Consider the following 22,146-nt stretch of genomic DNA (forward strand, 5'->3'; position numbering starts at 1 on the left):
CCAAAAATACAGCCAAGGAGTTCTTCACACCCCCCCCCCACCCCGCCCCCCGCCCCCCCCCCGCCCCCCCCCCCCCCCCCCCCCCCCCCCCCCCCCCCCCCCCCGGGTCCCGCGGGCCCCGCGTCGGACAGCGTCGTCCGGGGCGGGGCCCGTGTCCGTCCGCACACGGAACGCAAGCGGTCCGCCTGCCCGCCGTGCCGCCGTCGGTTAGCGTGGAGTGAACCCGCGTCCCCCTGACGACAGGTCCCCCTCCTTTGCTCAGTCCCTACCTGCACGTGCTGCGCACGCCGCACGCGCTGCCCATGGTGCTCGCCGCCTTCGTCGGGCGGCTCCCGCTGTCGATGGTGGGCCTGGGGTGCGTCCTCCTGGTGGCGTCCGAGACCGGCTCGTACGGGCTGGGCGGCACGGTGGCGGCGGCCGGCGCGGTCACCACCGCCCTGGCCGGCCCGCTGCTGGGGCGGCTGGCCGACACCTTCGGCCAGCGCCGCGTGCTCGTCCCGGTCGTGCTCGTCTTCGCCGCCGCGGGGGCGGCGTTCCTGGCCGCGGTCAAGGACGACTGGCCGCGCTGGACGCTCTTCGCCACCGCGGGCGTCGCGGGCGCGTGCATCCCGCCGGTCGCCTCGATGATCCGCGTGCGCTGGACCCACCTGCTGCGCGGCACCAAGCGGCTGCCCGCCGCGCTGGCCATGGAGTCGGTGGTCGACGAGCTGGTCTTCATCGTCGGGCCGGTGCTGGTCACCTTCCTGTCCACCACCGGGCACGCCACCTCCGGCGTGGTCACCGCGTTCACCCTCGCCGTCGTGGGCGCGCTGCTGTTCGCCGCCCAGCGCCGGACCGAACCCCCGCCGCACGGCCACGAGGCGCGCCGCGGGCCCTCGGCGATCCGCACGCCCGGCCTGCGCGTGCTGTTCGTCGTCGGCGCCGCCATCGGCTCGGTCCTCGGCACGCTGGAGATCGCGCTGGTCGCCTTCGCCGACGAGGCCGACGCCATGGGCCTGTCGGGTGTGCTCATCGCGGGGCTGGCGGTGGGCTCGATGGTCAGCGGCATCGGCTGGGGCGCCGTGCACTGGCACCACCCGCTGCGGCACCGGCTGCTGGTCGTCCTGCTGGTGCTCACCGTGCTCACCGTGCCGCTGGTCGTCGTCGACAGCGTCTGGGTGATGATCCCGTTCGTGGTGGTCGCCGGCATCGCGGTGTCGCCGTCGCTGATCAGCTCGTTCACCCTCGCCGAGATCATCGTCCCGCGGACCGCCGTCACCGAGGCCTTCACCTGGATCGGCACCGCGCTCGGGCTGGGGGTCGCCGTCGGCACGTCGATCGCCGGGAAGATCGTCGACACCGCCGGGGCCAACGCGGCCTTCCTCGTGGCGACGGTGTCGGCCGGGCTGGCCGCCGTCGTCGTGCTGGTGGCCCAGCGGCTGCTGCACGTGCCCGCCGAGAACATCGCCGAGCCGGTCCTCGCCGGTGAGGTGACCGGCTGAGCCGGTGACCCGCCCCCGGCCGGCGGCCGGCGGCGGCCGCGTCCTCGGCGTCGCACCGGAGCGGCTGGGCCGGTGGCTCGACGGCGTCGCCGCGCGGCACGGGCCCTTCGTCGAGGTGACCGGGGACGACGACGGCGCCGTGGCCGTCACCTGCCAGGACGGCACCACGCTGACCCTGCGCGCACCGTTCGCGTGGACGCCGACACCGGCGCTGCTGACCTCGTTCACCGCCGCCGCCCGGCAGCCCCGGCGCGCCGCCGTCCTGCTCGTGCGCCGGGGCCGGTGGGCGACCGGCGTCTTCGACGGCGCCGACCTCGTGGTCTCCAAGGTCGACACGCGGCTGGTGCAGGGGCGCAGCGCGGCCGGCGGCTGGAGCCAGCAGCGCTTCGCCCGCCGCCGGACCCACCAGGCCGACGCGGTGGTCGGCGCCGCCGCCGGGACCGCCGCCCGCGTGCTGCTGCCGCACACCGCCGGCCTCGAGGCCCTGTTCACCGGGGGCGACCGGCCGATGGTCGACGCCGTCCTCGCCGACCCGCGGCTGGCCGCGCTGGCGGCGCTGCGCCGCGACCCCGCGCTGGAGGTCGGCGAGCCGACGCGCGCGGTGCTCGAGGCGACCCCCGCCCAGTTCCGGGCGGTCCGCGTCCACCTCGTCGAGCCCGGTGACCGTCCGGGAGGGGATCGGACCGCCGGGTCACGAGCGTGACGCGGGCCACCGCGAGGCGTAGCGTCCAACGACCGTGTCCGCCCCACCGACCGGCACGAGCCCTCCCGCACCCCCCGTTCCCGACCCCGTCCTGGCCGCCGAGCGCGCCCACCTGGCCCGCGCCGCCGACTGCCTGACCGGGATGCGCGCCGCCGCCTCCGCCGTCGTCGACGCCGGGGTGGACGCCTGGGCCTCCGAGCGGCTGGGCGCCGCCCGCGCCGACCGGCTGCGCGCCCTGGCCGCCGACCCGGGCGTGCCGCCGTTCTTCGGCCGCACCGACACCGGCGCCCCCGACGGCACGACCGAGACCTTCCACATCGGCCGTCGGCACGTGCGCGACGCCGCGGGCTGGCCGGTGGTCATCGACTGGCGGGCCCCGATGAGCCGCCCGTTCTACCGGGCCACCGCCGCCGACCCGCAGGGCCTGGTGCGCCGCCGCCGCTTCGGCTTCTCCGGCGGGGAGCTGACGAGCTACGAGGACGAGCTGCTCGGCGCCGGCCAGGAGGGCGACTCGGCGCTGCTGCGGCAGGAGATCGAGCGCCCGCGCAGCGGACCCATGCGCGACATCGTGGCCACCATCCAGCCCGAGCAGGACGAGATCGTGCGCGCCCCGCTGGCCGAGTCGGTGTGTGTGCAGGGCGCGCCCGGCACCGGCAAGACCGCGGTCGGCCTGCACCGGGCGGCCTACCTGCTCTACACGCACGGCGGCCAGCTGGCGCGCACCGGCGTCCTGGTCGTCGGGCCGAACCGGGCGTTCCTGCGCTACATCGAGCAGGTGCTGCCCACCCTCGGCGAGGTCGACGTCGACCAGACGACGGTCGCCGAGCTGACGGCGCGTGTGCCGGTGCGGGCGCAGGACGCCCCGGAGGTCGCCGTCCTCAAGGGCGACACCCGCTTGGCGCAGGTGCTCGAGCGGGCGCTGTGGGGCTCCATCGCCAAGCCCGCCGACGACGTCCTCGTCCCGCTGGCCGGCCGCCGGTACCGGGTCCCGGTCGAGCGGCTCAAGCGCCACGTCGACGACCTGCGCCGGCGCGGCCGCCTGGCCGACGACCAGCAGCGGCTGCACCACGCCGCCGGGCGCGAGCGGCTGGCGCTGCTGCTGGCCGAGGAGGCCCGCCGGCAGAACGAGGAGGCCGGCGGCAGCCCCTCCGACGGGGAGGTCCGCCGCGCCGCCCGCAGCGCCGGGGTCCGCGCGTTCTGCGACACCGTCTGGCCCGCCCGCGACGCCGCCGCGCTCGTGGCGGAGCTCCTCTCCGACCCCGCCGTCCTCGCCCGCGCCGCCCGCGGCGTGCTGACCGACGACGAGCAGGCCCTGCTGCTGCGCCCGGCCGCCCGCTCGGTCCGCGCGACCCCGTGGACCGCCGCCGACGCCGTCCTGGTCGACGAGGCCGCGGGGCTGGTCGAGCGCACCGCCGGCTACGGGCACGTGGTCGTCGACGAGGCGCAGGACCTCACCCCCATGCAGTGCCGGGCGATCGCGCGCCGGCTGGCCGCCGGGTCGCTCACCGTGCTCGGCGACCTCGCGCAGGCCACCGGCCCCGGGTCGCCGGCGGACTGGGCGCCGACCCTCGCCGGCCTGGGCCGGCCGCAGACCGCCGTCCGGCCGCTCACCCGGGGCTACCGGGTGCCCGGTGAGGTGCTCGACTACGCCAACCGGCTGCTGCCGGTCATCGCCCCCGGCCTGCGCCCGGCCACCGCGGTGCGCCGGGACCCGGGCTCGCTGGAGGTCCGGCCGGTCGCCGACCTCGCCGGGCCGCTGGCCGAGGTCGTCGCCGCGCTGGCCGCCGCGCCGGGGTCGGTCGGCGTGGTCTGCGCCGACGCCGCGGTCGCCGGGGTGGCGCGGTCGCTGGCCGACGCCGGCCTGCCCGCCGAGGTGCTCGCCGACGACGGCTCGGCGGCCGGGCGGGTCGCCGTCGTCCCCGCGACGCTGGCCAAGGGGCTGGAGTTCGACGCCGTCGTCGTCGCCGACCCGGCCGCGATCGTGGCGGCCGAGCCGCGGGGGCTCAACCGGCTCTACGTGGTGCTGACCCGCGCGGTGAGCACGCTGGTGGTCCTGCACCGCGACGACCTGCCGGTGCCGCTGGCCGTCGAGCCCTAGCGCGTCGCCGCGGGCCACACCGGCGCGGGTGGTTGTGGTCGGCGGTGATCTCTGTTCCAGTGATCGGCCGAGGAGGGAGCCCATGGACCGGCCCAGTCCGGCTGGGACGCTGCTGCGTCTGGCCGCCACCGTCGTGGTCGCCGGGGCGCTGGTGGCGGGTCTGCTCCTCCCGTGGATCGGCGGCCCGGCGGTCGCCGCCCAGCGCTCCACCGGCCTGCTGGGCGACCTGCCCACCGAGTTCACCGTCGACACGCCGCCGGGCAACACCGTGCTGCTGGCCGCGAACGGCGAGCCGATCACGTACTTCTACGACGAGAACCGCCAGCCGGTGGCCTCCGAGCAGATCGCCGAGGTCATGAAGCAGGCGATGATCGCCATCGAGGACGCGCGGTTCCACGAGCACAACGGGCTCGACGTGCAGGGCACGGTGCGCGCGCTGGCCACCAACATCGTCGCCGGCGGGGTGGCCGAGGGCGGCTCCACGCTCACCCAGCAACTGGTGAAGCAGACCCTGCTGCAGGCCGCCGACACCCCGGAGGAGCGGGTGTCGGCCACCGAGCAGACCGTCGGCCGCAAGGTGCGCGAGGCACGCCTGGCCCTGGCGATCGAGGACCTCTACACCAAGGACGAGATCCTCACCCGCTACCTCAACACCGTCTACTTCGGCTCCAACGCCTACGGCGTGCAGCCCGCCGCCCGCGCCCTGTTCGGCGTCGACGCCTCCGCGCTGACGCTGCCGCAGGCCGCGCTGCTGGCCGGCCTGGTGCAGAGCCCCACCGAGGACGACCCGTTCGTCGACCCCGAGGCCGCCACCGCGCGGCGCGACGAGGTCCTCTCGCGGATGGCCGAGCAGGGCATGGTCACCGCCGCCGAGGCCGCCGCCGCGCAGGCCGAGCCCGTGGGCCTCGCGCCGGGGCCGCCGCCGCGCCGGGGCTGCGTCGAGGCCAGCGTCGGGCCGTTCGTCTGCGACTTCGTCCAGCGGTACCTCATCCAGGAGCTGGGGCTGACCCAGGAGCAGCTGGACAACGGCGGCTACGTCGTCCAGACGACGCTGGACCCGGACCTGCAGCGCTCCGGTGACGCCGCGGTGCTGCGGACCGTGCCGCTGGAGGACTCGCTGGCCGGCATGTTCACCGCCGTCGAGCCCGGCACCGGCCACCTGCTGGCGATGAGCGTCAACCGCACGTTCGGCTACGACCGGTCCGACCCGACGCAGGAGTCGTTCAACCTCAACACCTGGCCCAGCCAGGGCTCAGGCTCGACGTACAAGGTCTTCGTGGCCGCCGCGGCGCTGGCCCGGGGATACTCCTCCACCTACACGCTCACCGCCGCCGACCCCTACGTCTCCCGCGTGTACTCCGGCCCCTGTCAGGGCCGCGACACCGACGGCCGGTACTGCGTGCGCAACGCCGGGTCGGGCTACCGCCCGACGCTGGACCTGACCACCGCGCTCTACCAGTCCTCCAACACCTACTTCCTCGCGCTCGAGGACGCCCTCGGCAGCGTCGAGGAGCCGGTGCGGATGGCCGAGGCCGCGGGCCTGTTCCAGTTCAGCCCGCCGGAGCTGCCGCAGCAGATCATCGACGAGAACCGCGGCTCGTTCACCTTCGGCGCCGAGGCCACCAGCCCGCTCGCCCTGGCCAGCGCCTACTCGACGTTCGCGGCCGGCGGCACGCAGTGCGACGTCGTCCCGGTGACCGCCGTGCTCGACGCCGCCGGGCAGCCGGCCCGGGGTGCCGACGGCGAGCCGCTGCCGGTGGGCGACCGGTGCACGCCCGAGGCCATCCCTCCGGGCGTGGCCACCACGATGAACCAGATCCTCCGCAAGGACGTCGAGCCGGGGTACCGCGGGCAGACCGGGTCGCGCGCCTACGTCCGCGGGCACCAGATCGCCGGCAAGACCGGGACCTCGCAGGACAACTACTCGGTGGCCTTCGTCGGCTACACGCCCGAGATCACCGCGAGCGTCATGGTGCTCAACCCCAAGGAGAACGAGGACGTCGGCGGCTTCGGTGGCGGCAAGGGCGCCACGATCTGGCGGGATGCGATGGAGCCGATCCTCACCGCCCGGGGCAGCGGTGAGTTCCCGCCGGCCGACGAGACGGTGGAGCACGGCAACACCCGGCCGGTGCCCGGCTGCTCGGGCGCGCGCAGCTGCGAGCGGGTCCTCGCCGAGGCCGGCTTCACGCCGCAGACGCTGCGGGTCGACAGCGACGAGCCGGCCGGCGCCTTCCTCGGGACCAGCCCGCCCCGGGGTGCCCGGGCGGTGCCCGGCCAGGTCGTGTCGATCCTGGTGAGCAACGGCAGCGACTACGTCGAGCCGGCTCCCGAGCCGGTCGCCCCCGACCCCGCGCCCGCCCCCGATCCCGAGCCGCCCGCCCCGGCGCCGGAGCCCGCTCCGGAACCCCCGCCCGGGCCCCCGCCGCCGGAACCGGCTCCGGAACCGGCTCCGGAACCCCCGCCCGGACCCCCGCTGCCCGGCACCGTGCCGGAGGATCCGGCCGGGGCGCTGCCGGCCCCGGGGGAGGGCGCGCCCCCGGCGCCCGCGGCGCCGCCACCCCCGGCGCCCGCGGAGCCGGCACCCGCGCCGGCCGAGGGGGCGCCCTGGAGCCCGGGGTAGTGGGCGCCGGCCCGACGCCGGGCGAGCCGCTCGTCGAGCGACTGGGTGAGCAGCCACCCGGCCAGCAGCACCAGGTGCAGCAGGAACAGCCACAGCCCGACGGCGACCACCGCCCCGACGACGACCAGGCCGCCGAACGGGGCGCCGAGGTCCAGCGGCAGGGACAGGAACAGGACGAAGCCCTGCAGGAACCCCGACAGGCAGGCCGCGGTGAACAGCGCCCCGCTGGTGAGCGCCGTCCAGCGGAAGCGCCCGCCGGACACCACGCCGTAGCCCCACAGCAGCGGCACCGTGAGGACGAACAGCACCGAGTAGTAGCCGACGGCGAGGCGGCCGACCACCGCCCCGACGCCGTCCTCGCGGGCCAGGTCGGCCATCACCCGGGCCGCGAGCAGCAGCGGGTACAGCAGCAGCGGTGAGACGACCACCAGCGGCAGGCTCAGCAGGCGGCCGCGCCAGCCGGTCAGGCTCTCCCGGCGGGGGCTGAACCGCAGCAGCGCCCGGCGCAGCCCCTCGCCGTAGAACGTCAGCGGCACCAGCGCCAGCACGAAGCCCAGGAGGTCCAGGCGGGTGCCGGCGTCGACCAGGCGCTCGACCGCCTCCGGGGCGCCCAGCGGGGTGGGCAGCAGCTCGGTCAGCCGGGCGGCGAGCGCGCGCACCTCGTCGGCCGAGGTCGCCAGCGCGGTCAGCCGCACCGCGACCAGCAGCAGCGGCACCACCGCGATGCCGGCGTAGAAGGTCAGTCCCGCCGCGATCAGGGCGAGGTCGCGCCCGCGGAGCAGCTGCTGGGCGCCGGCCAGCAGGCCCCTCGTCTCGGTTCGTAGGCGGGCTGCGGTCCACCTGCGTTCCGGAGTCACCCGCCCATGCCACCAGCCCCCGCGACCGGGCGCCCGTCGGGGGGCCGGTGGACGGTCAGTCCTCGGAGGTGTCGTCGGTGGTGGGCGCGTCGTTGCCGGGGTTGGGGCCGGTCTCCTGGCACGCGGCGTCGTTCTCGTTGCTGGCGTTCTCGCCGCTCGCGTCGCAGTTGGTGGGCCCGCGGGAGAAGTCGGTGTTGTCGCCGCAGGCGGTCAGGGAGCCGAACAGCGCGAGCACGACCAGCGGCCGGGTCAGGCGCATCCGGGTGGAGGTGGACATGCCTGACTCCTACACGCCCCGGAGCCCGGCCAAACCGCCAGGGGCAGGCAGTCCGGTGACCGGGCGACCACGGAATGTCACCGATGTGATTACATCGGGGTGATTGTCACGCGTCCGTCACGACCCTTACTCTGTGTGCGTCCAACGGGGCGCTCCGTCACTGACCTGGGTGACACCCCGAGGACGCCGTCGAGCCGGTCGCCCCGCGGGGCGCCGGGCCGGGGACCCACCGCAGTCCTGGGGTGCAGCGCGTGTCCGCACGCGCCGGGCGAGTCCACGCCCGAACCCGTCAGCTAACCCGGTAGGCGGCCTGGGAAGAGGAGAACCGCCACGTGGCGTCCCTGCGCACGTCTGTCCTCGGCACGCCCGTGACCGGCCGCCCGGCCCGCCGCCGGCAGGGTCGCCGCGCCGCCCTCGTCCTCGCCGGGGCCGTGGGGCTCGGCGTGGGGGTCGGGGTGGTCCCCTCGTCCGCCCTGGCCGAGGAGCCCACGACGGCGGCCGAGGCCGCACAGCTCGTGGCCGCCCGCGGGCACGAGCTCGAGGTCGTCACCGAGCAGTTCAACGAGGCCCGCGAGGTGCTCGCCGCGCAGCAGGCCGCGGCCGAGACCGCCGCCGCCTCCCTCGCCCAGGCCCAGGCCGCCGTCGGCACCGCCCGCGAGCAGGTCGTCGGCATCGCCCGCTCCGCCTACACCGGCAACGGCATGGGTTCGCTGCAGGCGCTCCTGACCAGCGAGGACGCCGACGAGTTCGTCAACCGCGTCAGCCTCCTGCACGGCGTCGCCGGCTACCAGGGCGAGCTGCTCGGCCAGGCGGTCGCGGCGACCGACACCGCCACCGCCGCCCAGGCCGCCGCCACCGATGCCGCCGTCGAGGCGCAGCGCCAGTACGACGCCGTCGCTGCCCAGCAGGCCGACCTCGAGGACCAGATCGCCGCCTACCAGGCCGACTTCGCCCGGCTGACCGCCGAGGAGCAGCGCGCCGCGCTCGAGGCCGCCGCGGCCGCTCACGCCGCCGAGGACGAGCGGGCCAGCCGCGACGACGAGCGCGAGGAGCCCGCCGCGGCGCAGCCCGCCGAGGAGGCGCCGGCAGCGGCGGCCGCGCCGGCCAGCGGCGTCGCCGGCACCGTCGTGGCCACCGCCATGGCGCAGCGGGGCGACCCCTACGTGTGGGCCGCCGCCGGCCCGGACTCCTTCGACTGCTCGGGCCTGACCCAGTACGCCTTCAAGGCCGCCGGGATCAGCCTCCCGCACTCGAGCCGGATGCAGTCGCAGATGGGCACCGCGGTCTCCCGGGCCGACCTGCAGCCCGGTGACCTGGTGTTCTTCTACAGCCCGGTCAGCCACGTGGGCATCTACATCGGCAACGGCCAGATGGTGCACGCGCCCACCTCGGGCGACGTCGTCAAGGTGGCCGGCGTCGACTCGATGGGCGGCTACGCCGGCGCCCGCCGCATCGGCTGAGGAAGGGCCACCCTCCTCCCCGGGAGGGTGGCCGTTCCGGCACGTTGCCGGGGTCACACCCGGTCCGGGACCTCCGGCGGAGCCTGCCGCGTTGCTCCCTGCGGAGCCGCCGCCGATCCGTGAGGACCGCATCCCCGTGAACCCCCGCACCGTCGCCACCGCCTTCCGCGTCGTCGCCGTCGCCGAGGCGCTGTCCTGGGTGGGCCTGCTGGCCGGGATGTACGTGAAGTACGTGCCGGAGACCTCCGAGGTCGGCGTGCAGGTGTTCGGCCCGGTCCACGGCGCGGTGTTCGTCGCCTACGTCGTCGTGGCGCTGGTCGCGGCCCGGGTGCTCCGCTGGTCCCCGGGGACGACGCTGCTGGCGCTCGCCGCCTCGATCCCGCCGCTGGTCACCGTCGTCTTCGAGCGCTGGGCCGGCCGCACGGGGAGGCTGGCGGTCCCCGCGCGGGCCTGACCTACGGTTCCGGGCATGCCGACCGTGCTGCCCGCCACCGCCCGCACCCTGCTGGCCCGCACCGCCCGGGTGCAGCGCGACGGCCGCGCGCCGAGCCTGGTGGCCGGCGTCGTACGGGACGGCGGCCTGGCGTGGTCGGCCGGCCGCGGCGACGTCGCCGAGCCGCACACCGACGTCCAGTACCGGCTCGGCTCGATCAGCAAGACGGTCACCGCGGTCGCCGTCCTGCGGCTGCGCGACGAGGGCCGGCTCGGCCTCGACGACCCGCTCGACCGGCACCTGCCCGGCACCCCGCTGGGCGACCGCTCGATCGGGCAGCTGCTGTCGCACCTGGCCGGCGCGTCCGCCGAGAGCCCCGGCGGCTGGTGGGAGCGGGTGCCCGGCGGGTCCCTGGCCGACCTGGCGCTCGGCGGGGACGACGTCGTCCTGGGCGAGGCCCGGCGCTTCCACTACTCCAACCTCGGCTTCGGCCTGCTCGGCGAGCTCGTGGCCCGGCTGCGCGGGCGGGCATGGGACGACGTCGTCACCGCCGAGGTGCTCGGGCCGCTGGGCATGACCCGGACGACGCCACGCCCGTCCGGCCGCGCCGCGCAGGGCTGGGCCGTGCACCCGTGGGCCGACGTCGCGCTGCCCGAGCCCGAGCACCACGCCGGCGTGATGGCCGCCGCGGGTCAGCTGTGGGCGACCCTCGCCGACCTCGCCCGGTTCGCCGCGTTCCTGCTCGGCGACACCGGCGACGTGCTGTCCCCGGCCACCCTGGAGGAGATGGCGGTGCCGGCCGGCGTCGACCCGTCGTCCCCGGCCTGGTCGGCGTACGGGCTCGGGCTGCAGGTGCTGCGGGTCGACGGCCGCACGCTGACCGGGCACGGCGGCTCGATGCCGGGCTTCCTCGCCGGGGTGTTCGTCGACCGCGAGGAGGGCACCGGCGGGGTCTCCCTGGCCAACACCACCAGCGGCCTGGACGCGCTGCTGCCCGGGCTGCTCGCCGACCTGCGCGCCGCCGAGCCGCGGGTGGTCGACCCCTGGCGCCCGTCGGAGCCGCCGGTACCGCTCGAGCAGCTCGGCGTCTGGTACTGGGGCCCGGCGCCGCACGCCCTGCGGGCGGTGGCCGGCGGACTGCTGCACCTGGGGCCGCTGCCGGGACGGGCCGGACGGGCCAGCCGCTTCCGCCGGGGCGACGACGGCCGGTGGGTCGGGCTGGACGGCTACTACGCCGGGGAGACGCTGCGGATCGCCCCCGACCACCTCGACCTGGGCACGTTCGTCTTCACCCGGCAGCCCTACGACCCCGCGGCCCCCGTCCCCGGCGGCGTCGACCCCCGCGGCTGGACGGTGCCCTGAACCGTCGAGATCACGTGATCTCGACGGGCATCGTGCACACGGTCAGGGCCGGTCGAAGGCGTCCATCGTGGTCTTGACGACGGCGCCGTAGGCCAGGTGCGGCACGAGGTCGCTGACCCAGTCGGTGGCCGACCACGTGCGGGGGTCGGTGACGCCCAGCGCCGTCATGGGCCCGTTCGCGGCCACCAGCACGCCGAGGGTGGTCAGCAGCGTGCCCACCAGCGGCTGTGACCGGAACCCCGACGCCCGCGCCAGCCCGGTCAGCACGCCGACGCCGACGCCGGCGACCAGGCCGGTGATCGGCCCGAGGCCCTGGAGCCGGTTCTGCCGGTGCTCCTCGTCGCCGGGGATCGGCACGTGCGCCTTCTCGGCGAGCCGCTCCACCGTCTGCTCGGGCGTGGAGCTCGTGCCGCGGCCGCGGACGGTCATGTCCAGGTAGGTGACGGCGTTCAGCGCGGTGGACCCGGCCGCCCCCGCCGCCGCGCCGCGCAGCGCCCAGCCCAGCGTGCTGATGCCCCGCCTGCCCTTGCCGAAGGTCCCCACCGGGGTGCGCCTTGCCATGGCTCCGCCGGTACCCGGGCGCGCGACCTGCGCAAACAGCGCACCATGGGCGGGTGGACGACGCCGGCCCGGCCCTCGAGCGCGCCATCGACGCGCTGCTCGACGCCCGCGCAGCGGGGGCCACGATCTGCCCGTCGGAGGCGGCCCGCGCCGTCGACCCGGAGGGCTGGCGGGCGCTCATGCCGCAGGCGCGCGCGGCCGCGGGCCGGCTGGCCGCACGCGGCGCGGTCGAGGTGACCCAGCGCGGCGCGGTGGTCGACGTCGGCACCGCGCGCGGGCCGGTGCGGATCCGGCGGGTCAGCCGCTGACCGGCAGCGGCCGGGACAGGAAGGCGGCGAGCAGCCGGGCGGTGCGGTCGACCGTGCCGGCGTGGAGCACCTCGTAGCCGTGGGTGCTCAGCGTGGGCAGGCTCAGCAGGGCCGCCCGCGCCGTCTGGCCCGACGCCTGCGCCTGGGAGGCGTCGGAGTCGAAGGACTGCCACACCGCCGTCTGCGGGTCCAGGCCGAGCTCGGTGCCGACGTCGACCAGCGCGTCGGCGACGGCCCGGTCGTAGACGACGGCGTCGTCGGCGTAGGCCACCACCGGCCCGCCGTCCAGGGTGACCTGGTACTCGGGCTCCGCGGGGCCGACGTCGAGGGCGAGGGTGAGGTCGCCGGGCAGCGTCCGGGCGGCGTGGGAGGCGCCGATCCCGCCCATCTCCTCGTTGGTGGTGGCCACCAGGTACACGTCGCCGTGCGGGCGCCCGCGCAGCAGCCGCGCCGCCCCGACCAGCGCGGTCAGCGCGGCCCGGTCGTCGAGGAAGTACGAGCCGACGTGGTCGCCGAACCGGGTCAGCCCGCGCCGGTCGGCGTGCACGCAGACCCGCGTCCCCGGGTGCACCCCGGCGGCGGTGAGGTCCTCGGCCGGGCAGCCGGTGAAGACGTACACGTGCGACCAGTCCATCGCCTTGTCGCCCTGGTCGGGCTTGGTCTGCCAGATCCGCTGGCTCTCGGCGGTCGTGTGCTCCGAGCCGAGCGTGAGGACGCCGGTGAGCGTCCGGTGCCGGCCGAGGACGGCGACCGGGCCGAGGCCGAAGTTGCCCGGGTACATGACGCCCAGCGAGGTCACCCGCAGCGTGCCGTCGGGCTCGACCCGCTTGACCATCATCGACAGCTCGTCGAGGTGGGCCACGACCCGGACGGCGGGGGCGGACCGGTCCGTCCCGTGCAGGAGCGCCACGAGGTTCCCGGCGGCGTCGACGGTCACCTCGTCGGCCAGCGGCTCGAGCTCCCGGCGGACGACGTCGCGCACCGCCTCCTCGTGCCCGCCGGGGCCGTACGTGCGCAGCAGTTCGTCGAGCAGGTCGGGCAGCGGGGTGGGCGCCTCGGAGGTCACCCCGGACCCCTACCCGGACGGCGGGCGCTCTCCCGCCGCGCGCTCGAGCAGCGGGTCGACCCGGTGCTCGACGTAGCGGCGCAGCGCCAGGGCGGTGTCGGTGCGCTCCACCCCGGGCAGCGCGAGCACCTGCTCGGTCAGCCGCCAGAGGTCGTCGGCGTCGACGGCGACCACCCGCACCAGCAGGTCGGCCGCCCCCGACAGTGCCGTCACCTCCAGCACCTCGGGCATCGCGGCGAGCGCGGCCGCGACCTCCTCGAGACCGCGCTGCACGACCTGCACCGTCACGTAGGCGCCCAGCCGGTAGCCGAGGGCCTCCGGGCGCACGCGGGAGGCGAAGGGGGCGAGCAGCCCGCCGGACTCCAGCCGGGCCAGCCGCGCCTGGACGGTGTTGCGGGCCAGCCCGAGCTGCTGGGACAGCGCCAGCACCGTGGCCCGCGGGTCGGCGTCCAGCGCCTGCACGAGCCGTGCGTCGGTGGCGTCGAGGCGCTCGGGGCCGGCGGGCACGGTGGCAGTCTGACACGTCCGGAGGACGCGGGGCACGCATCCTGCTCAGTGCACCGTCGCGGGCTTGCGCATCGCGCCTCCGGGGTGGTGTGCTCCTCCGCGGCGTGGGACGTGTCACGATGTGTGAGTGGAGCCACAACCCCGGCGCCACAGGACGTCCAGCACCGCGACCGGCCGGCGACCCCGGCAGCCGCGGACGACGGCGAGGAGCAGCGCGTGAGCGTGTCGAGCGCGACCACCGAGATGGTCGACCCCGTACCCGGGGCGGCCGCGCCCCACCTGCCGCAGCAGCCCGACCTGGTGCAGCTGCTCACCCCCGAGGGCGAGCGCGTCGAGCACCCCGACTACCCGCTCGACGTCTCCGCCGACGAGCTGCGCGGGCTCTACCGCGACCTCGTGCTGGTCCGGCGGTGGGACGTCGAGGCCACCGCGCTGCAGCGCCAGGGCGAGCTGGGCATCTGGGCCTCGCTGCTGGGCCAGGAGGCCGCGCAGATCGGCGCCGGCCGGGCGATGGCCCGCGACGACATGGCCTTCCCGACCTACCGCGAGCACGGCGTCGCCTGGACCCGCGGGGTCGACCCGCTGCACGTCATCAGCCTCTTCCGCGGCGTGGACAACGGCGGCTGGGACCCAGTGGCGACCGGCTTCAACCTCTACACCGTCGTCATCGGCGCGCAGTGCCTGCACGCCACCGGCTACGCCATGGGCCTGCAGCGCGACGGCGCCGAGACCGCGACGCTGGCCTTCCTCGGCGACGGCGCGACCAGCCAGGGCGAGGTCAACGAGGCGCTGATCTGGGCGGCCAGCTTCTCCGCGCCGGTCGTCTTCTTCTGCCAGAACAACCAGTACGCGATCAGCGTGCCGCTGGAGCGGCAGACCCGGATCCCGCTGTACCAGCGCGCGGCCGGGTTCGGCTTCCCCGGCGTGCGGGTCGACGGCAACGACGTCCTCGCCGTGCTCGCCGTGACCCGGGCGGCGCTGACCGCCGCCCGCGAGGGCCAGGGCCCGACGTTCATCGAGGCCTTCACCTACCGGATGGGCGCGCACACCACCTCCGACGACCCCACCCGCTACCGGCTGGCCAGCGAGCTGGAGGAGTGGAAGCTGCGCGACCCGATCGCGCGCCTGAAGGCCTACGTCTCGCGCACCGGCGTCGCCGACGCCGGGTTCTTCGACGCCGTCGAGGCCGAGGCCGACGAGCTGGCGGCGCGGATCCGCTCGGGCACCACCGAGATGGCCGACCCGCCCGGGACGGCGATGTTCGACCAGGTCTACGCCGAGCAGACGCCGCTCGTCGCCGCGCAGCAGGCGGAGTTCGAGGCCTACCAGGCGTCCTTCGAGGAGGGCGGGCACTGATGTCCGAGACGCTGACCATCGGCAAGGCCCTCAACCTGGGCCTGCGCCGCGCCATGGAGGACGACGCCAAGGTCGTGCTCATGGGGGAGGACATCGGCCGCCTCGGCGGGGTCTTCCGGATCACCGACGGCCTGCAGAAGGACTTCGGCGAGGACCGCGTCGTCGACACCCCGCTGGCCGAGGCCGGCATCCTCGGCACCGCCGTCGGGCTGGCCATGCGCGGCTACCGGCCGGTCTGCGAGATCCAGTTCGACGGGTTCGTCTTCCCGGCCTACAACCAGATCGTCACGCAGGTCGCCAAGATCCACGCCCGCTCGCGCGGCCGGCTGCCCATGCCGATCGTCATCCGGATCCCCTTCGGTGGCGGCATCGGCGCGGTCGAGCACCACAGCGAGAGCCCGGAGGCGTACTTCGCGCACACCCCGGGGCTGAAGGTGGTCGCCGTCAGCAACCCGGTCGACGCCTACTGGGGCATCCAGCAGGCCATCGCCCACCCCGACCCGATCGTCTTCCTGGAGCCCAAGCGGCGGTACTGGGAGAAGGCGGAGGTCGACACCGACGCGACGCCGGACCCGCTGTTCGCCTCCCGGGTCGTCCGCGGCGGCGACGACGTCACCGTGCTGGCCTACGGCCCGATGGTGAAGACCGCGCTGCAGGCCGCCGAGGCCGCCGCCGAGGAGGACCGCTCGCTCGAGGTCGTCGACCTGCGCACCCTCTCGCCGCTGGACCTCGACCCGGTGTTCGACTCGGTACGGCGCACCGGGCGCTGCGTCGTCGTCCACGAGGCGCCGGTGACCCTGGGCCTGGGTGCGGAGATCGCCGCGCGGGTGACCGAGACGTGCTTCCACTCGCTGGAGGCGCCGGTGCTGCGGGTGGGTGGTTACGACACCCCGTACCCGCCGTCGAAGCTCGAGGAGGAGTACCTCCCCGACCTCGACCGGGTGCTCGACGCCGTCGACCGCGTGATGGAGTTCTGACCGATGGCACTGCGCCAGTTCAAGCTGCCCGACGTCGGGGAGGGCCTGACCGACGGGGAGATCCTGCAGTGGCTCGTCGCGGTGGGTGACATCGTGACGGTCAACCAGCCGCTGTGCGAGGTCGAGACGGCCAAGGCCGCCGTCGAGCTGCCCTCCCCGTACGCCGGCACGGTGACCGAGCTGCTGTTCGAGGCGGGCACGACCGTCGACGTCGGCACGCCGATCATCACGATCGACACCGGTGGGGACGCCCCGGCGCCCGCGCCGGCGGCCGGCGGTGCCGCGCCCGCGGCGGAGTCCGCCGAGCCCGCCGCCGGGTTGATCGGCGGTGCGGCGCCCGGCGGGCGGACGGCGGTGCTCGTGGGCTACGGCCCGCGGAACACCGAGGCCCGCCGCCGGCCGCGCCGCGCGGTGCACTCCGCGCCGGCCCCGGTCGGCGCCGACTACGGCTCGGGCGGGCAGGACCGGCCGCCGCTGCTGGCCACCGCCCCCGACGCCACCGTCAAGCCGGTGCGGCACGGCGGGCTCGAGGTCGGCCGGCAGGCCGAGGCGCACGCCCGCGCCGAGGCGGCCGCCCCCTCCCGGCCGGTCGCGCCGGGGCACGGGCGGGTCCGGCCGCTGGCCAAGCCGCCGGTGCGCAAGCTGGCCCGCGACCTCGGCGTCGACCTCACCGCGCTCACCGGCAGCGGCGCCGGCGGCGTGATCACCCGCGAGGACGTCACCGCCGCGGCCGCGGCACCGCCGGCGGAGGCGACCGCTCCGGCGGCGGCCCCCGCGCCGGCTGCCGACCCGGCCCGGGACCTCGCCCAGGACCTCACCCAGGACCTGGTGCCCGACCTCGCCACGGTCCCGGCCGGTGCACCGGCCGCCGGCGAGCGGGTGCCGGTCAAGGGCGTGCGCAAGGCGACCGCGGCGGCGATGGTGGCCAGCGCGTTCACCGCGCCGCACGTCACGGAGTTCCTCACCGTCGACGTCACGCGGATGATGAAGCTGCGGTCGCGGACCGCCGCCCGGCCGGAGTTCACCGGGGTGAAGGTCAGCCCGCTGCTGTTCGTCGCGAAGGCGTTGCTGCTCGCGGCCAACCGGCACCCGATGGTGAACAGCTCCTGGGACGAGGCCGCGCAGGAGATCGTCGTCCACGGGCAGGTCAACCTCGGCATCGCCGCGGCCACCCCGCGCGGGCTGATCGTGCCCAACGTCAAGGGCGCCGACCGGCTCTCGCTGCGCGAGCTCGCCGCGGCGCTCACCGAGCTGACCGAGACCGCCCGGGCCGGGCGGACGGCGCCGGCCGACATGTCCGGCGGGACGATCACGATCACCAACGTCGGCGTGTTCGGCGTCGACACCGGCACGCCGATCCTCAACCCCGGCGAGTCGGCGATCCTGGCCTTCGGCGCGGTCCGCGAGATGCCGTGGGTGCACAAGGGCAGGGTGCGGGTGCGGCAGGTGACCCAGCTCGCGCTGTCGTTCGACCACCGGGTGATCGACGGGGAGCTCGGCAGCCGGTTCCTCGCCGACGTGGGCGCCCTGCTGTCCGATCCCCGGACCGCGCTCGCCTACTGATCGCACACGCCAGCGGGCCCTGCCGGATCACCGGCAGGGCCCGCCGGCGTCGCCGGGAGGGTCAGGCCCGGCGGTCGAGCTGCCCGCGCAGCAGCAGCCAGCCGACGACGGCCAGGTAGGCGCCCACCGGCACCCCGCCGCCGGTCTGGGACAGGACCAGGAAGACCGGCGTCACCAGCGGCAGCAGCGCCACGAGCGGGCGGGACACCCGCCGCGAGCGCCACAGGGCGACGGCCAGGGCGACCGAGCCGAGGAACCACAGCGCGTTGGCGACCAGCGCCACGGCGGGGAAGAAGGACAGGTCCTCGCCGTTGACGGCGCTCGACAGCATGCCGCCGCTGAGCAGCATGGTGCCGGCCGAGGCGACGTACGCCGTCCACCGCGCGCCGGCCAGCGCGGCGAGCGGGAGGTAGAGCACCGGCAGCGCCCACAGCATGACGCTGGTGCCCACGAGGATCGCGGCGGTCCGCGGCTCGATCGCCGGGTCGGTGTCCTGCGGGTGGAGCACCTGGGTGACACCCACGGCGACGGAGATGCCCGCGGCGACGAGCGCGGCGGTGCCGGCCCGGGTGTCGGGGCGCCGGCCGGCCGGGGCGGTGGCGGGGGTGGGCAGCGTGGTGGTCACGAGAGCTCCTCGGGGTGCAGGGAGTCGCCTGGTCAGGCGGTCGCCGAGGACGCTAGGGACGGCCGGGACCGGCGACATCGGCCTGCGGTCCACATCCGCACCGCGGCCGGTCGCGACCGCGGTGTCGACCATCGTCGAACCCCCGTGTCGCCCCGAGGTGGACGTGCGGGCGGGCCGGTGACCCGTAGGTTCGGCGTCCGTGACGACGACCGCCGGGGCCGCCCGGCACCCCGCCGTCGCCGCGGCGTCGGTGCCCCGCTGGACCAGCGGGCTGGACCTGGCCGTCGCGGCCGGCCTCGCGGTGTGGGGGCTGGTGGAGGTCGTCCTCTCACCCGACCTCGCCCCGGTGCCCGGCACGCTGTTCGTCCTGGTCGCGACCCTCCCGCTGGCGCTGCGCCGCCGGTTCCCCGGATCGGTCACCGCCGTGGTCGCGGCCGCCCTCGTCGTGCACGCGGCGACCGCGGAGGCGGCGGCGACCTTCACGCCCTTCCCCAGCCTGCTGCTGGCGGCCTTCACCGTCGCCGTGCACGTCCGCTCCCTGCCCGCGGCCGTGGGCCTGGGTGCGCTGCCGGTGGTCGCGATGGGGGTGGCCGGGCAGCTCGGCTACTTCGGCGTCGAGGCCGCCCGGCCGCGCTCGCTGGTGCTGCTGCTCTTCTTCGTCGCCGGCGCCTGGACCGGCGGGCGCGTCGTCCACCACCGGGCACTGGCCGCGCTGCGGGCCGAGGAGGACTCGGCCGCCGCGGCCGCCGCGGCCGGCGAGGCCGTCGCGCTCGAGCGCGCCCGCATCGCCCGCGAGCTGCACGACGTCGTCGCCCACTCGGTCTCGGTCGTCGTGCTGCAGACCGGTGCCGCCGAGGCGTTCGTCGTCCGCGACCCCGACCGCGCGCTCGCCCACCTCGGCATGGCCCGGCGCACCGCCGCCGAGGCGATGCGGGAGATGCGCCACCTGCTCGACGTGCTGCGCGAGGGGCACCCGGACTACACGCCGCAGCCGGGCATCTCCCGGCTCGAGGACCTCGCCCGCGACGCCCGCGACGCCGGTCTCGACGTCGACCTGGCCGTGGGCGGTGAGGTCGCCGCGGTCCCCGACGGGCCCTCGCTCGCGGTCTACCGGCTGGTGCAGGAGTCGCTGACCAACGTGCTCAAGCACGCCCCCGGCGCCCGGGTCGGCGTGCGGGTCGAGGTCGATGAACAGGAGGTGCGGCTGCGGGTGCGCGACGACGGCGGCCACCGGGTCGGGAGCGTGCCCGCCGTCCCCGGCGGTGACCTCGCCGACGGCGGCGGCGGACACGGCGTGCCGGGGATGCGCGAGCGGGTGCGGGTCTACGGGGGCTCGCTGACCGTGGGCGCCGTCGACCCAGCCGGCTGGGAGGTCCGCGCGGTGCTGCCGCTGGTGGGGCCGTGACCGGGCCGGTCCCGCTGCGCGTGGTGGTGGCCGACGACCACGCGCTGGTCCGGTCGGGCATCGCCGGCGTGCTCGAGGGTGCCGGGCTGGCGGTGGTGGGCGAGGCCGCGGACGGGCAGGAGGCGGTCGAGCAGGCGCTCGCGCACCGGCCCGACGTCGTCGTCATGGACGTGCGGATGCCGCGGACCGACGGCATCGAGGGCACCCGCCGGCTCGCCGAGCCCCCGCAGGTGCTGGTGCTGACCACCTTCGACCTCGACGAGTACGTGTTCCGGGCGCTGGAGGCCGGGGCCGCCGGCTTCCTCCTCAAGGACGCCCCGCCGGACCGGCTGGTCGAGGCGGTGCGGGTCGTGGCGACGGGGGAGGCGCTGCTGGCGCCCGTGGTGACCCGGCGGCTGATCGAGCGCTACCTGCAGGCGCCCCCGGCCACGCCGGGACCCGACCCGGCCGCCGACCTGAGCCCCCGGGAGCGTGAGGTCTGGCACTTGCTGGCCCAGGGCCTGTCCAACACCGAGATCGCCGCCGCGCTCGTCGTCACCGAGGCGACGGTGAAGGCGCACGTCACGCGGCTGCTGGCCAAGCTCGGCGTGCGGGACCGCGTCCAGGCCGTGGTGCGCGCCTACGAGACTGGCCTGGTGCGGCCCGGGCGACCACGATGACCCGGTGACCGACCTGGACGGGCTGCTGGCCCTCGCCGCGCGCTCGCGGCTGCCCGGCGGCGGCTTCGGTTACCTGCGGAGCGACGGCTCGGTCGAGCCCGGCCGCCCGCAGGAGACCTGGATCGTCGCCCGGATGACCCACGTCTTCGGCCTGGCGCACCTGCTGGGCCGGCCCGGCGCCGGGGAGGTGGCCGCCTCCGGGGTGGCCGCGCTGCGCGGCGGGCCGCTGCACGACGGCGCGCACGGGGGCTGGCGGGCGGCCGAGGACGACGACACCAAGTCCGCCTACGTGCACGCCTTCGCCGTCCTGGCGGGGGCCACGGCCACCGCCGCCGGCGTCGAGGGCGGCCGTGCGTTGCTGGAAGAGGCTCTGGAGGTCTGGGAACGGCGGTTCTGGGACGACGACGCGGGCCTGGCCGTGGAGGAGTGGACCGCCGACTGGTCCCGGCTGTCGGACTACCGCGGCGCCAACGCCAACATGCACGGCGTCGAGGCCACGCTGGCCGCCGCCGACGCGCTCGGCGGGGACGAGGCCGTGCGGCTGCGGCATCGGGCGCTTCGCAGCACCGAGCGGATCGTGCACGGCCGGGCCCGCGAGCGGGACTGGCGGCTGCCCGAGCACTTCACCGCAGAGTGGACGCCGCTGCCGGAGTTCAACCGCGACCGGCCGGCCGACCCGTTCCGGCCCTACGGCGTCACGGTGGGCCACCAGTTCGAGTGGGCGCGGCTGACCCTCCACCTGCGCGCGGTCCTCGACGACCGGCCGGCCTGGCTGCTCGACGACGCGGTCGCGCTGTTCGACGCCGCCGCCGGGCGGGGCTGGGCGGCCGACGGCGAGCCGGGCTTCCCCTACACGCTCGACTGGGACGACCGCCCGGTGGTGCCCGCGCGGATGCACTGGGTGCTGTGCGAGGCGGTGGCGGCGGCGACCGTGCTCGGCGCGGTCACCGGGGAGCCGCGGTACGGCGAGCTCGCCGCCGCCTGGTGGGCGCACGGCGAGGAGCGGTTCGCCGACCCCGCCACCGGCAGCTGGCACCACGAGCTGACGCCGACCGGGGAGGTGGCCACCGGCACCTGGTCCGGCCAGCCCGACGCCTACCACCTCGCGCAGGCGCTGCTGCTGCCCGGCCGGCCGGTGCGGGGGAGCGTCGCCGCCGCGCTGCGCTGACCGGTGTGTCCGCCCGCGCGGGGCGGGGTAGGCCGGGATCGCCCACAACGAGATCCCGAGCAACGAGGAGCGTTCCCGTGGCCAGCGTGCAGGAATCCGTCGACGTCGACGTCCCGATCCGGGTCGCCTACGACCAGTGGACGCAGTTCGAGTCGTTCCCGCAGTTCATGGGTGGCGTCGAGCGCATCACCCAGGTCGACGACACGCACACGCACTGGATCACCAACATCGACGGCGTCAAGCGCGAGTTCGACGCCGAGATCACCGAGCAGCACCCCGACGAGCGCGTCGCCTGGGCGAGCACCGGCGGTGACGCCAAGCACGCCGGGGTGGTCACCTTCCACCGCCTCGACGACACCAAGACCCGCGTCATGATCCAGATCGACTGGGAGCCGACCGGCGTCGTCGAGAAGGTCGGGGCCGCGCTCGGCTTCGACGACCGGCAGGTCAAGGCCGACGCCAAGCGGTTCAAGGAGTTCATCGAGAGCCGCGGCACCGAGACCGGCGCCTGGCGCGGCGACGTCCCGCGCCCCGACCAGCGCTGAACCGGCCGGCGCGATGATCAGGTGACCTGATCCCCGGGCGTCCTCCCTCACGTCCCACCGTGAGGGAGGACACTCCACGATCAGGGACCCTGATCCTCGCGCGGCGCAGCACGGA

20 protein-coding genes, 1 pseudogene and 1 riboswitch are annotated in these 22,146 nt (G+C 76.3%); of the genes and pseudogenes, 15 read left to right on the forward strand and 6 right to left on the reverse strand.

What is annotated here, in order from left to right:
* The first annotated feature begins 254 nt into the window (after nt 1-254).
* From ACI79O_RS22925 to ACI79O_RS22940, 4 genes are all read left to right on the forward strand, one after another.
* A complete protein-coding gene (locus ACI79O_RS22925; RefSeq protein ID WP_456915287.1) occupies nt 255-1,481 on the forward strand; it encodes an MFS transporter in 1,227 nt (408 codons plus the stop codon).
* Nucleotides 1,482-1,485: 4 nt separating this feature from the next.
* Nucleotides 1,486-2,184, forward strand: a complete 699-nt coding sequence (locus ACI79O_RS22930) for an acVLRF1 family peptidyl-tRNA hydrolase (RefSeq protein WP_456915288.1) — start codon at nt 1,486-1,488, stop codon at nt 2,182-2,184.
* 34 nt (nt 2,185-2,218) lie between these two features.
* Nucleotides 2,219-4,282: a HelD family protein gene (locus ACI79O_RS22935; protein ID WP_456915289.1), complete on the forward strand. Its 2,064-nt coding sequence runs from the start codon at nt 2,219-2,221 to the stop codon at nt 4,280-4,282.
* Between the two features lie 82 nt (nt 4,283-4,364).
* Nucleotides 4,365-6,902: a transglycosylase domain-containing protein gene (locus tag ACI79O_RS22940; protein ID WP_456915290.1), complete on the forward strand. Its 2,538-nt coding sequence runs from the start codon at nt 4,365-4,367 to the stop codon at nt 6,900-6,902.
* A 38-nt stretch (nt 6,903-6,940) separates the two neighbouring features.
* Here the strand turns inward: ACI79O_RS22940 and ACI79O_RS22945 are convergent.
* Together ACI79O_RS22945 and ACI79O_RS22950 are read right to left on the reverse strand one after the other, a co-directional pair.
* Nucleotides 6,941-7,759 (reverse strand): annotated as a pseudogene (locus ACI79O_RS22945) (YhjD/YihY/BrkB family envelope integrity protein); the annotation flags it as partial.
* A gap of 55 nt (nt 7,760-7,814) precedes the next feature.
* On the reverse strand, nt 7,815-8,036 hold the full coding sequence (locus ACI79O_RS22950; RefSeq protein ID WP_456891345.1) for a hypothetical protein: 222 nt from the start codon (nt 8,034-8,036) through the stop codon (nt 7,815-7,817).
* 189 nt (nt 8,037-8,225) lie between these two features.
* A riboswitch (cyclic di-AMP (ydaO/yuaA leader) is annotated at nt 8,226-8,361 on the forward strand.
* A 7-nt stretch (nt 8,362-8,368) separates the two neighbouring features.
* On the opposite strand from ACI79O_RS22950, the gene ACI79O_RS22955 reads away from it, so the two are divergent.
* The 3 genes from ACI79O_RS22955 (at nt 8,369) to ACI79O_RS22965 (ending at nt 11,291) form a co-directional block, all read left to right on the forward strand.
* Nucleotides 8,369-9,496, forward strand: coding sequence for a C40 family peptidase (locus ACI79O_RS22955; RefSeq protein ID WP_456915291.1), 1,128 nt, complete (start codon nt 8,369-8,371; stop codon nt 9,494-9,496).
* A 136-nt stretch (nt 9,497-9,632) separates the two neighbouring features.
* On the forward strand, nt 9,633-9,950 hold the full coding sequence (locus tag ACI79O_RS22960) for a DUF3817 domain-containing protein (RefSeq protein WP_456877639.1): 318 nt from the start codon (nt 9,633-9,635) through the stop codon (nt 9,948-9,950).
* Between the two features lie 15 nt (nt 9,951-9,965).
* Nucleotides 9,966-11,291, forward strand: coding sequence for a serine hydrolase domain-containing protein (locus tag ACI79O_RS22965; RefSeq protein ID WP_456891341.1), 1,326 nt, complete (start codon nt 9,966-9,968; stop codon nt 11,289-11,291).
* A gap of 42 nt (nt 11,292-11,333) precedes the next feature.
* Here ACI79O_RS22965 and ACI79O_RS22970 read toward each other — a convergent pair whose 3' ends face one another.
* Entirely contained in the window at nt 11,334-11,852 is a 519-nt protein-coding gene (locus tag ACI79O_RS22970; protein ID WP_456891339.1) for a hypothetical protein, read from the reverse strand.
* Nucleotides 11,853-11,905: 53 nt separating this feature from the next.
* On the opposite strand from ACI79O_RS22970, the gene ACI79O_RS22975 reads away from it, so the two are divergent.
* On the forward strand, nt 11,906-12,160 hold the full coding sequence (locus ACI79O_RS22975; protein ID WP_456877636.1) for a DUF3253 domain-containing protein: 255 nt from the start codon (nt 11,906-11,908) through the stop codon (nt 12,158-12,160).
* On the opposite strand, the gene ACI79O_RS22980 is transcribed toward ACI79O_RS22975, so the two are convergent.
* Together ACI79O_RS22980 and ACI79O_RS22985 are read right to left on the reverse strand one after the other, a co-directional pair.
* On the reverse strand, nt 12,150-13,226 hold the full coding sequence (locus ACI79O_RS22980; RefSeq protein WP_456891337.1) for a M42 family metallopeptidase: 1,077 nt from the start codon (nt 13,224-13,226) through the stop codon (nt 12,150-12,152). The two genes, ACI79O_RS22975 and ACI79O_RS22980, sit on opposite strands and share 11 nt — an antisense overlap.
* Before the next feature lie 9 nt (nt 13,227-13,235).
* On the reverse strand, nt 13,236-13,733 hold the full coding sequence (locus tag ACI79O_RS22985) for an Lrp/AsnC family transcriptional regulator (protein ID WP_456877634.1): 498 nt from the start codon (nt 13,731-13,733) through the stop codon (nt 13,236-13,238).
* A 216-nt stretch (nt 13,734-13,949) separates the two neighbouring features.
* Between ACI79O_RS22985 and pdhA the strand changes: the two genes are divergently transcribed.
* The 3 genes from pdhA to ACI79O_RS23000 are packed head-to-tail and all read left to right on the forward strand — an operon-like array spanning nt 13,950 to nt 17,629.
* Complete coding sequence (gene pdhA, locus ACI79O_RS22990; RefSeq protein WP_456915292.1) at nt 13,950-15,089, forward strand: pyruvate dehydrogenase (acetyl-transferring) E1 component subunit alpha; 1,140 nt, start codon at nt 13,950-13,952, stop codon at nt 15,087-15,089.
* Nucleotides 15,089-16,066, forward strand: a complete 978-nt coding sequence (locus tag ACI79O_RS22995; protein WP_456877632.1) for an alpha-ketoacid dehydrogenase subunit beta — start codon at nt 15,089-15,091, stop codon at nt 16,064-16,066. The genes pdhA and ACI79O_RS22995 overlap by 1 nt, the downstream gene beginning before the upstream one ends.
* Nucleotides 16,067-16,069: 3 nt before the next feature.
* The gene (locus ACI79O_RS23000; RefSeq protein ID WP_456915293.1) at nt 16,070-17,629 is read left to right on the forward strand and encodes a dihydrolipoamide acetyltransferase family protein; all 1,560 of its coding nucleotides are present in this window, start codon (nt 16,070-16,072) and stop codon (nt 17,627-17,629) included.
* Between the two features lie 61 nt (nt 17,630-17,690).
* Here ACI79O_RS23000 and ACI79O_RS23005 read toward each other — a convergent pair whose 3' ends face one another.
* Nucleotides 17,691-18,254, reverse strand: coding sequence for a hypothetical protein (locus ACI79O_RS23005; protein ID WP_456915294.1), 564 nt, complete (start codon nt 18,252-18,254; stop codon nt 17,691-17,693).
* Between the two features lie 199 nt (nt 18,255-18,453).
* On the opposite strand from ACI79O_RS23005, the gene ACI79O_RS23010 reads away from it, so the two are divergent.
* From ACI79O_RS23010 to ACI79O_RS23025, 4 genes are all read left to right on the forward strand, one after another.
* The gene (locus ACI79O_RS23010) at nt 18,454-19,659 is read left to right on the forward strand and encodes a sensor histidine kinase (RefSeq protein WP_456915295.1); all 1,206 of its coding nucleotides are present in this window, start codon (nt 18,454-18,456) and stop codon (nt 19,657-19,659) included.
* Entirely contained in the window at nt 19,656-20,318 is a 663-nt protein-coding gene (locus ACI79O_RS23015; RefSeq protein WP_456915296.1) for a response regulator, read from the forward strand. Before ACI79O_RS23010 ends, ACI79O_RS23015 begins: the two co-directional genes overlap by 4 nt.
* Before the next feature lie 4 nt (nt 20,319-20,322).
* A complete protein-coding gene (locus ACI79O_RS23020; RefSeq protein ID WP_456915297.1) occupies nt 20,323-21,486 on the forward strand; it encodes an AGE family epimerase/isomerase in 1,164 nt (387 codons plus the stop codon).
* 77 nt (nt 21,487-21,563) lie between these two features.
* Nucleotides 21,564-22,031, forward strand: coding sequence for an SRPBCC family protein (locus ACI79O_RS23025; protein WP_456877626.1), 468 nt, complete (start codon nt 21,564-21,566; stop codon nt 22,029-22,031).
* Nucleotides 22,032-22,146: the final 115 nt, after the last annotated feature.

The organism is Geodermatophilus sp. SYSU D00696, from assembly GCF_054050235.1.

Bases quoted from the DNA above. Each gene is read 5' to 3' on its own strand.
- ACI79O_RS22940 (WP_456915290.1), top strand. From the start codon at position 4,365: ATGGACCGGCCCAGTCCGGCTGGGACGCTGCTGCGTCTGGCCGCCACC.
- ACI79O_RS22950 (WP_456891345.1), bottom strand. From the start codon at position 8,036: ATGTCCACCTCCACCCGGATGCGCCTGACCCGGCCGCTGGTCGTGCTC.
- ACI79O_RS22965 (WP_456891341.1), top strand. From the start codon at position 9,966: ATGCCGACCGTGCTGCCCGCCACCGCCCGCACCCTGCTGGCCCGCACC.
- ACI79O_RS22970 (WP_456891339.1), bottom strand. From the start codon at position 11,852: ATGGCAAGGCGCACCCCGGTGGGGACCTTCGGCAAGGGCAGGCGGGGC.
- ACI79O_RS22995 (WP_456877632.1), top strand. From the start codon at position 15,089: ATGTCCGAGACGCTGACCATCGGCAAGGCCCTCAACCTGGGCCTGCGC.
- ACI79O_RS23000 (WP_456915293.1), top strand. From the start codon at position 16,070: ATGGCACTGCGCCAGTTCAAGCTGCCCGACGTCGGGGAGGGCCTGACC.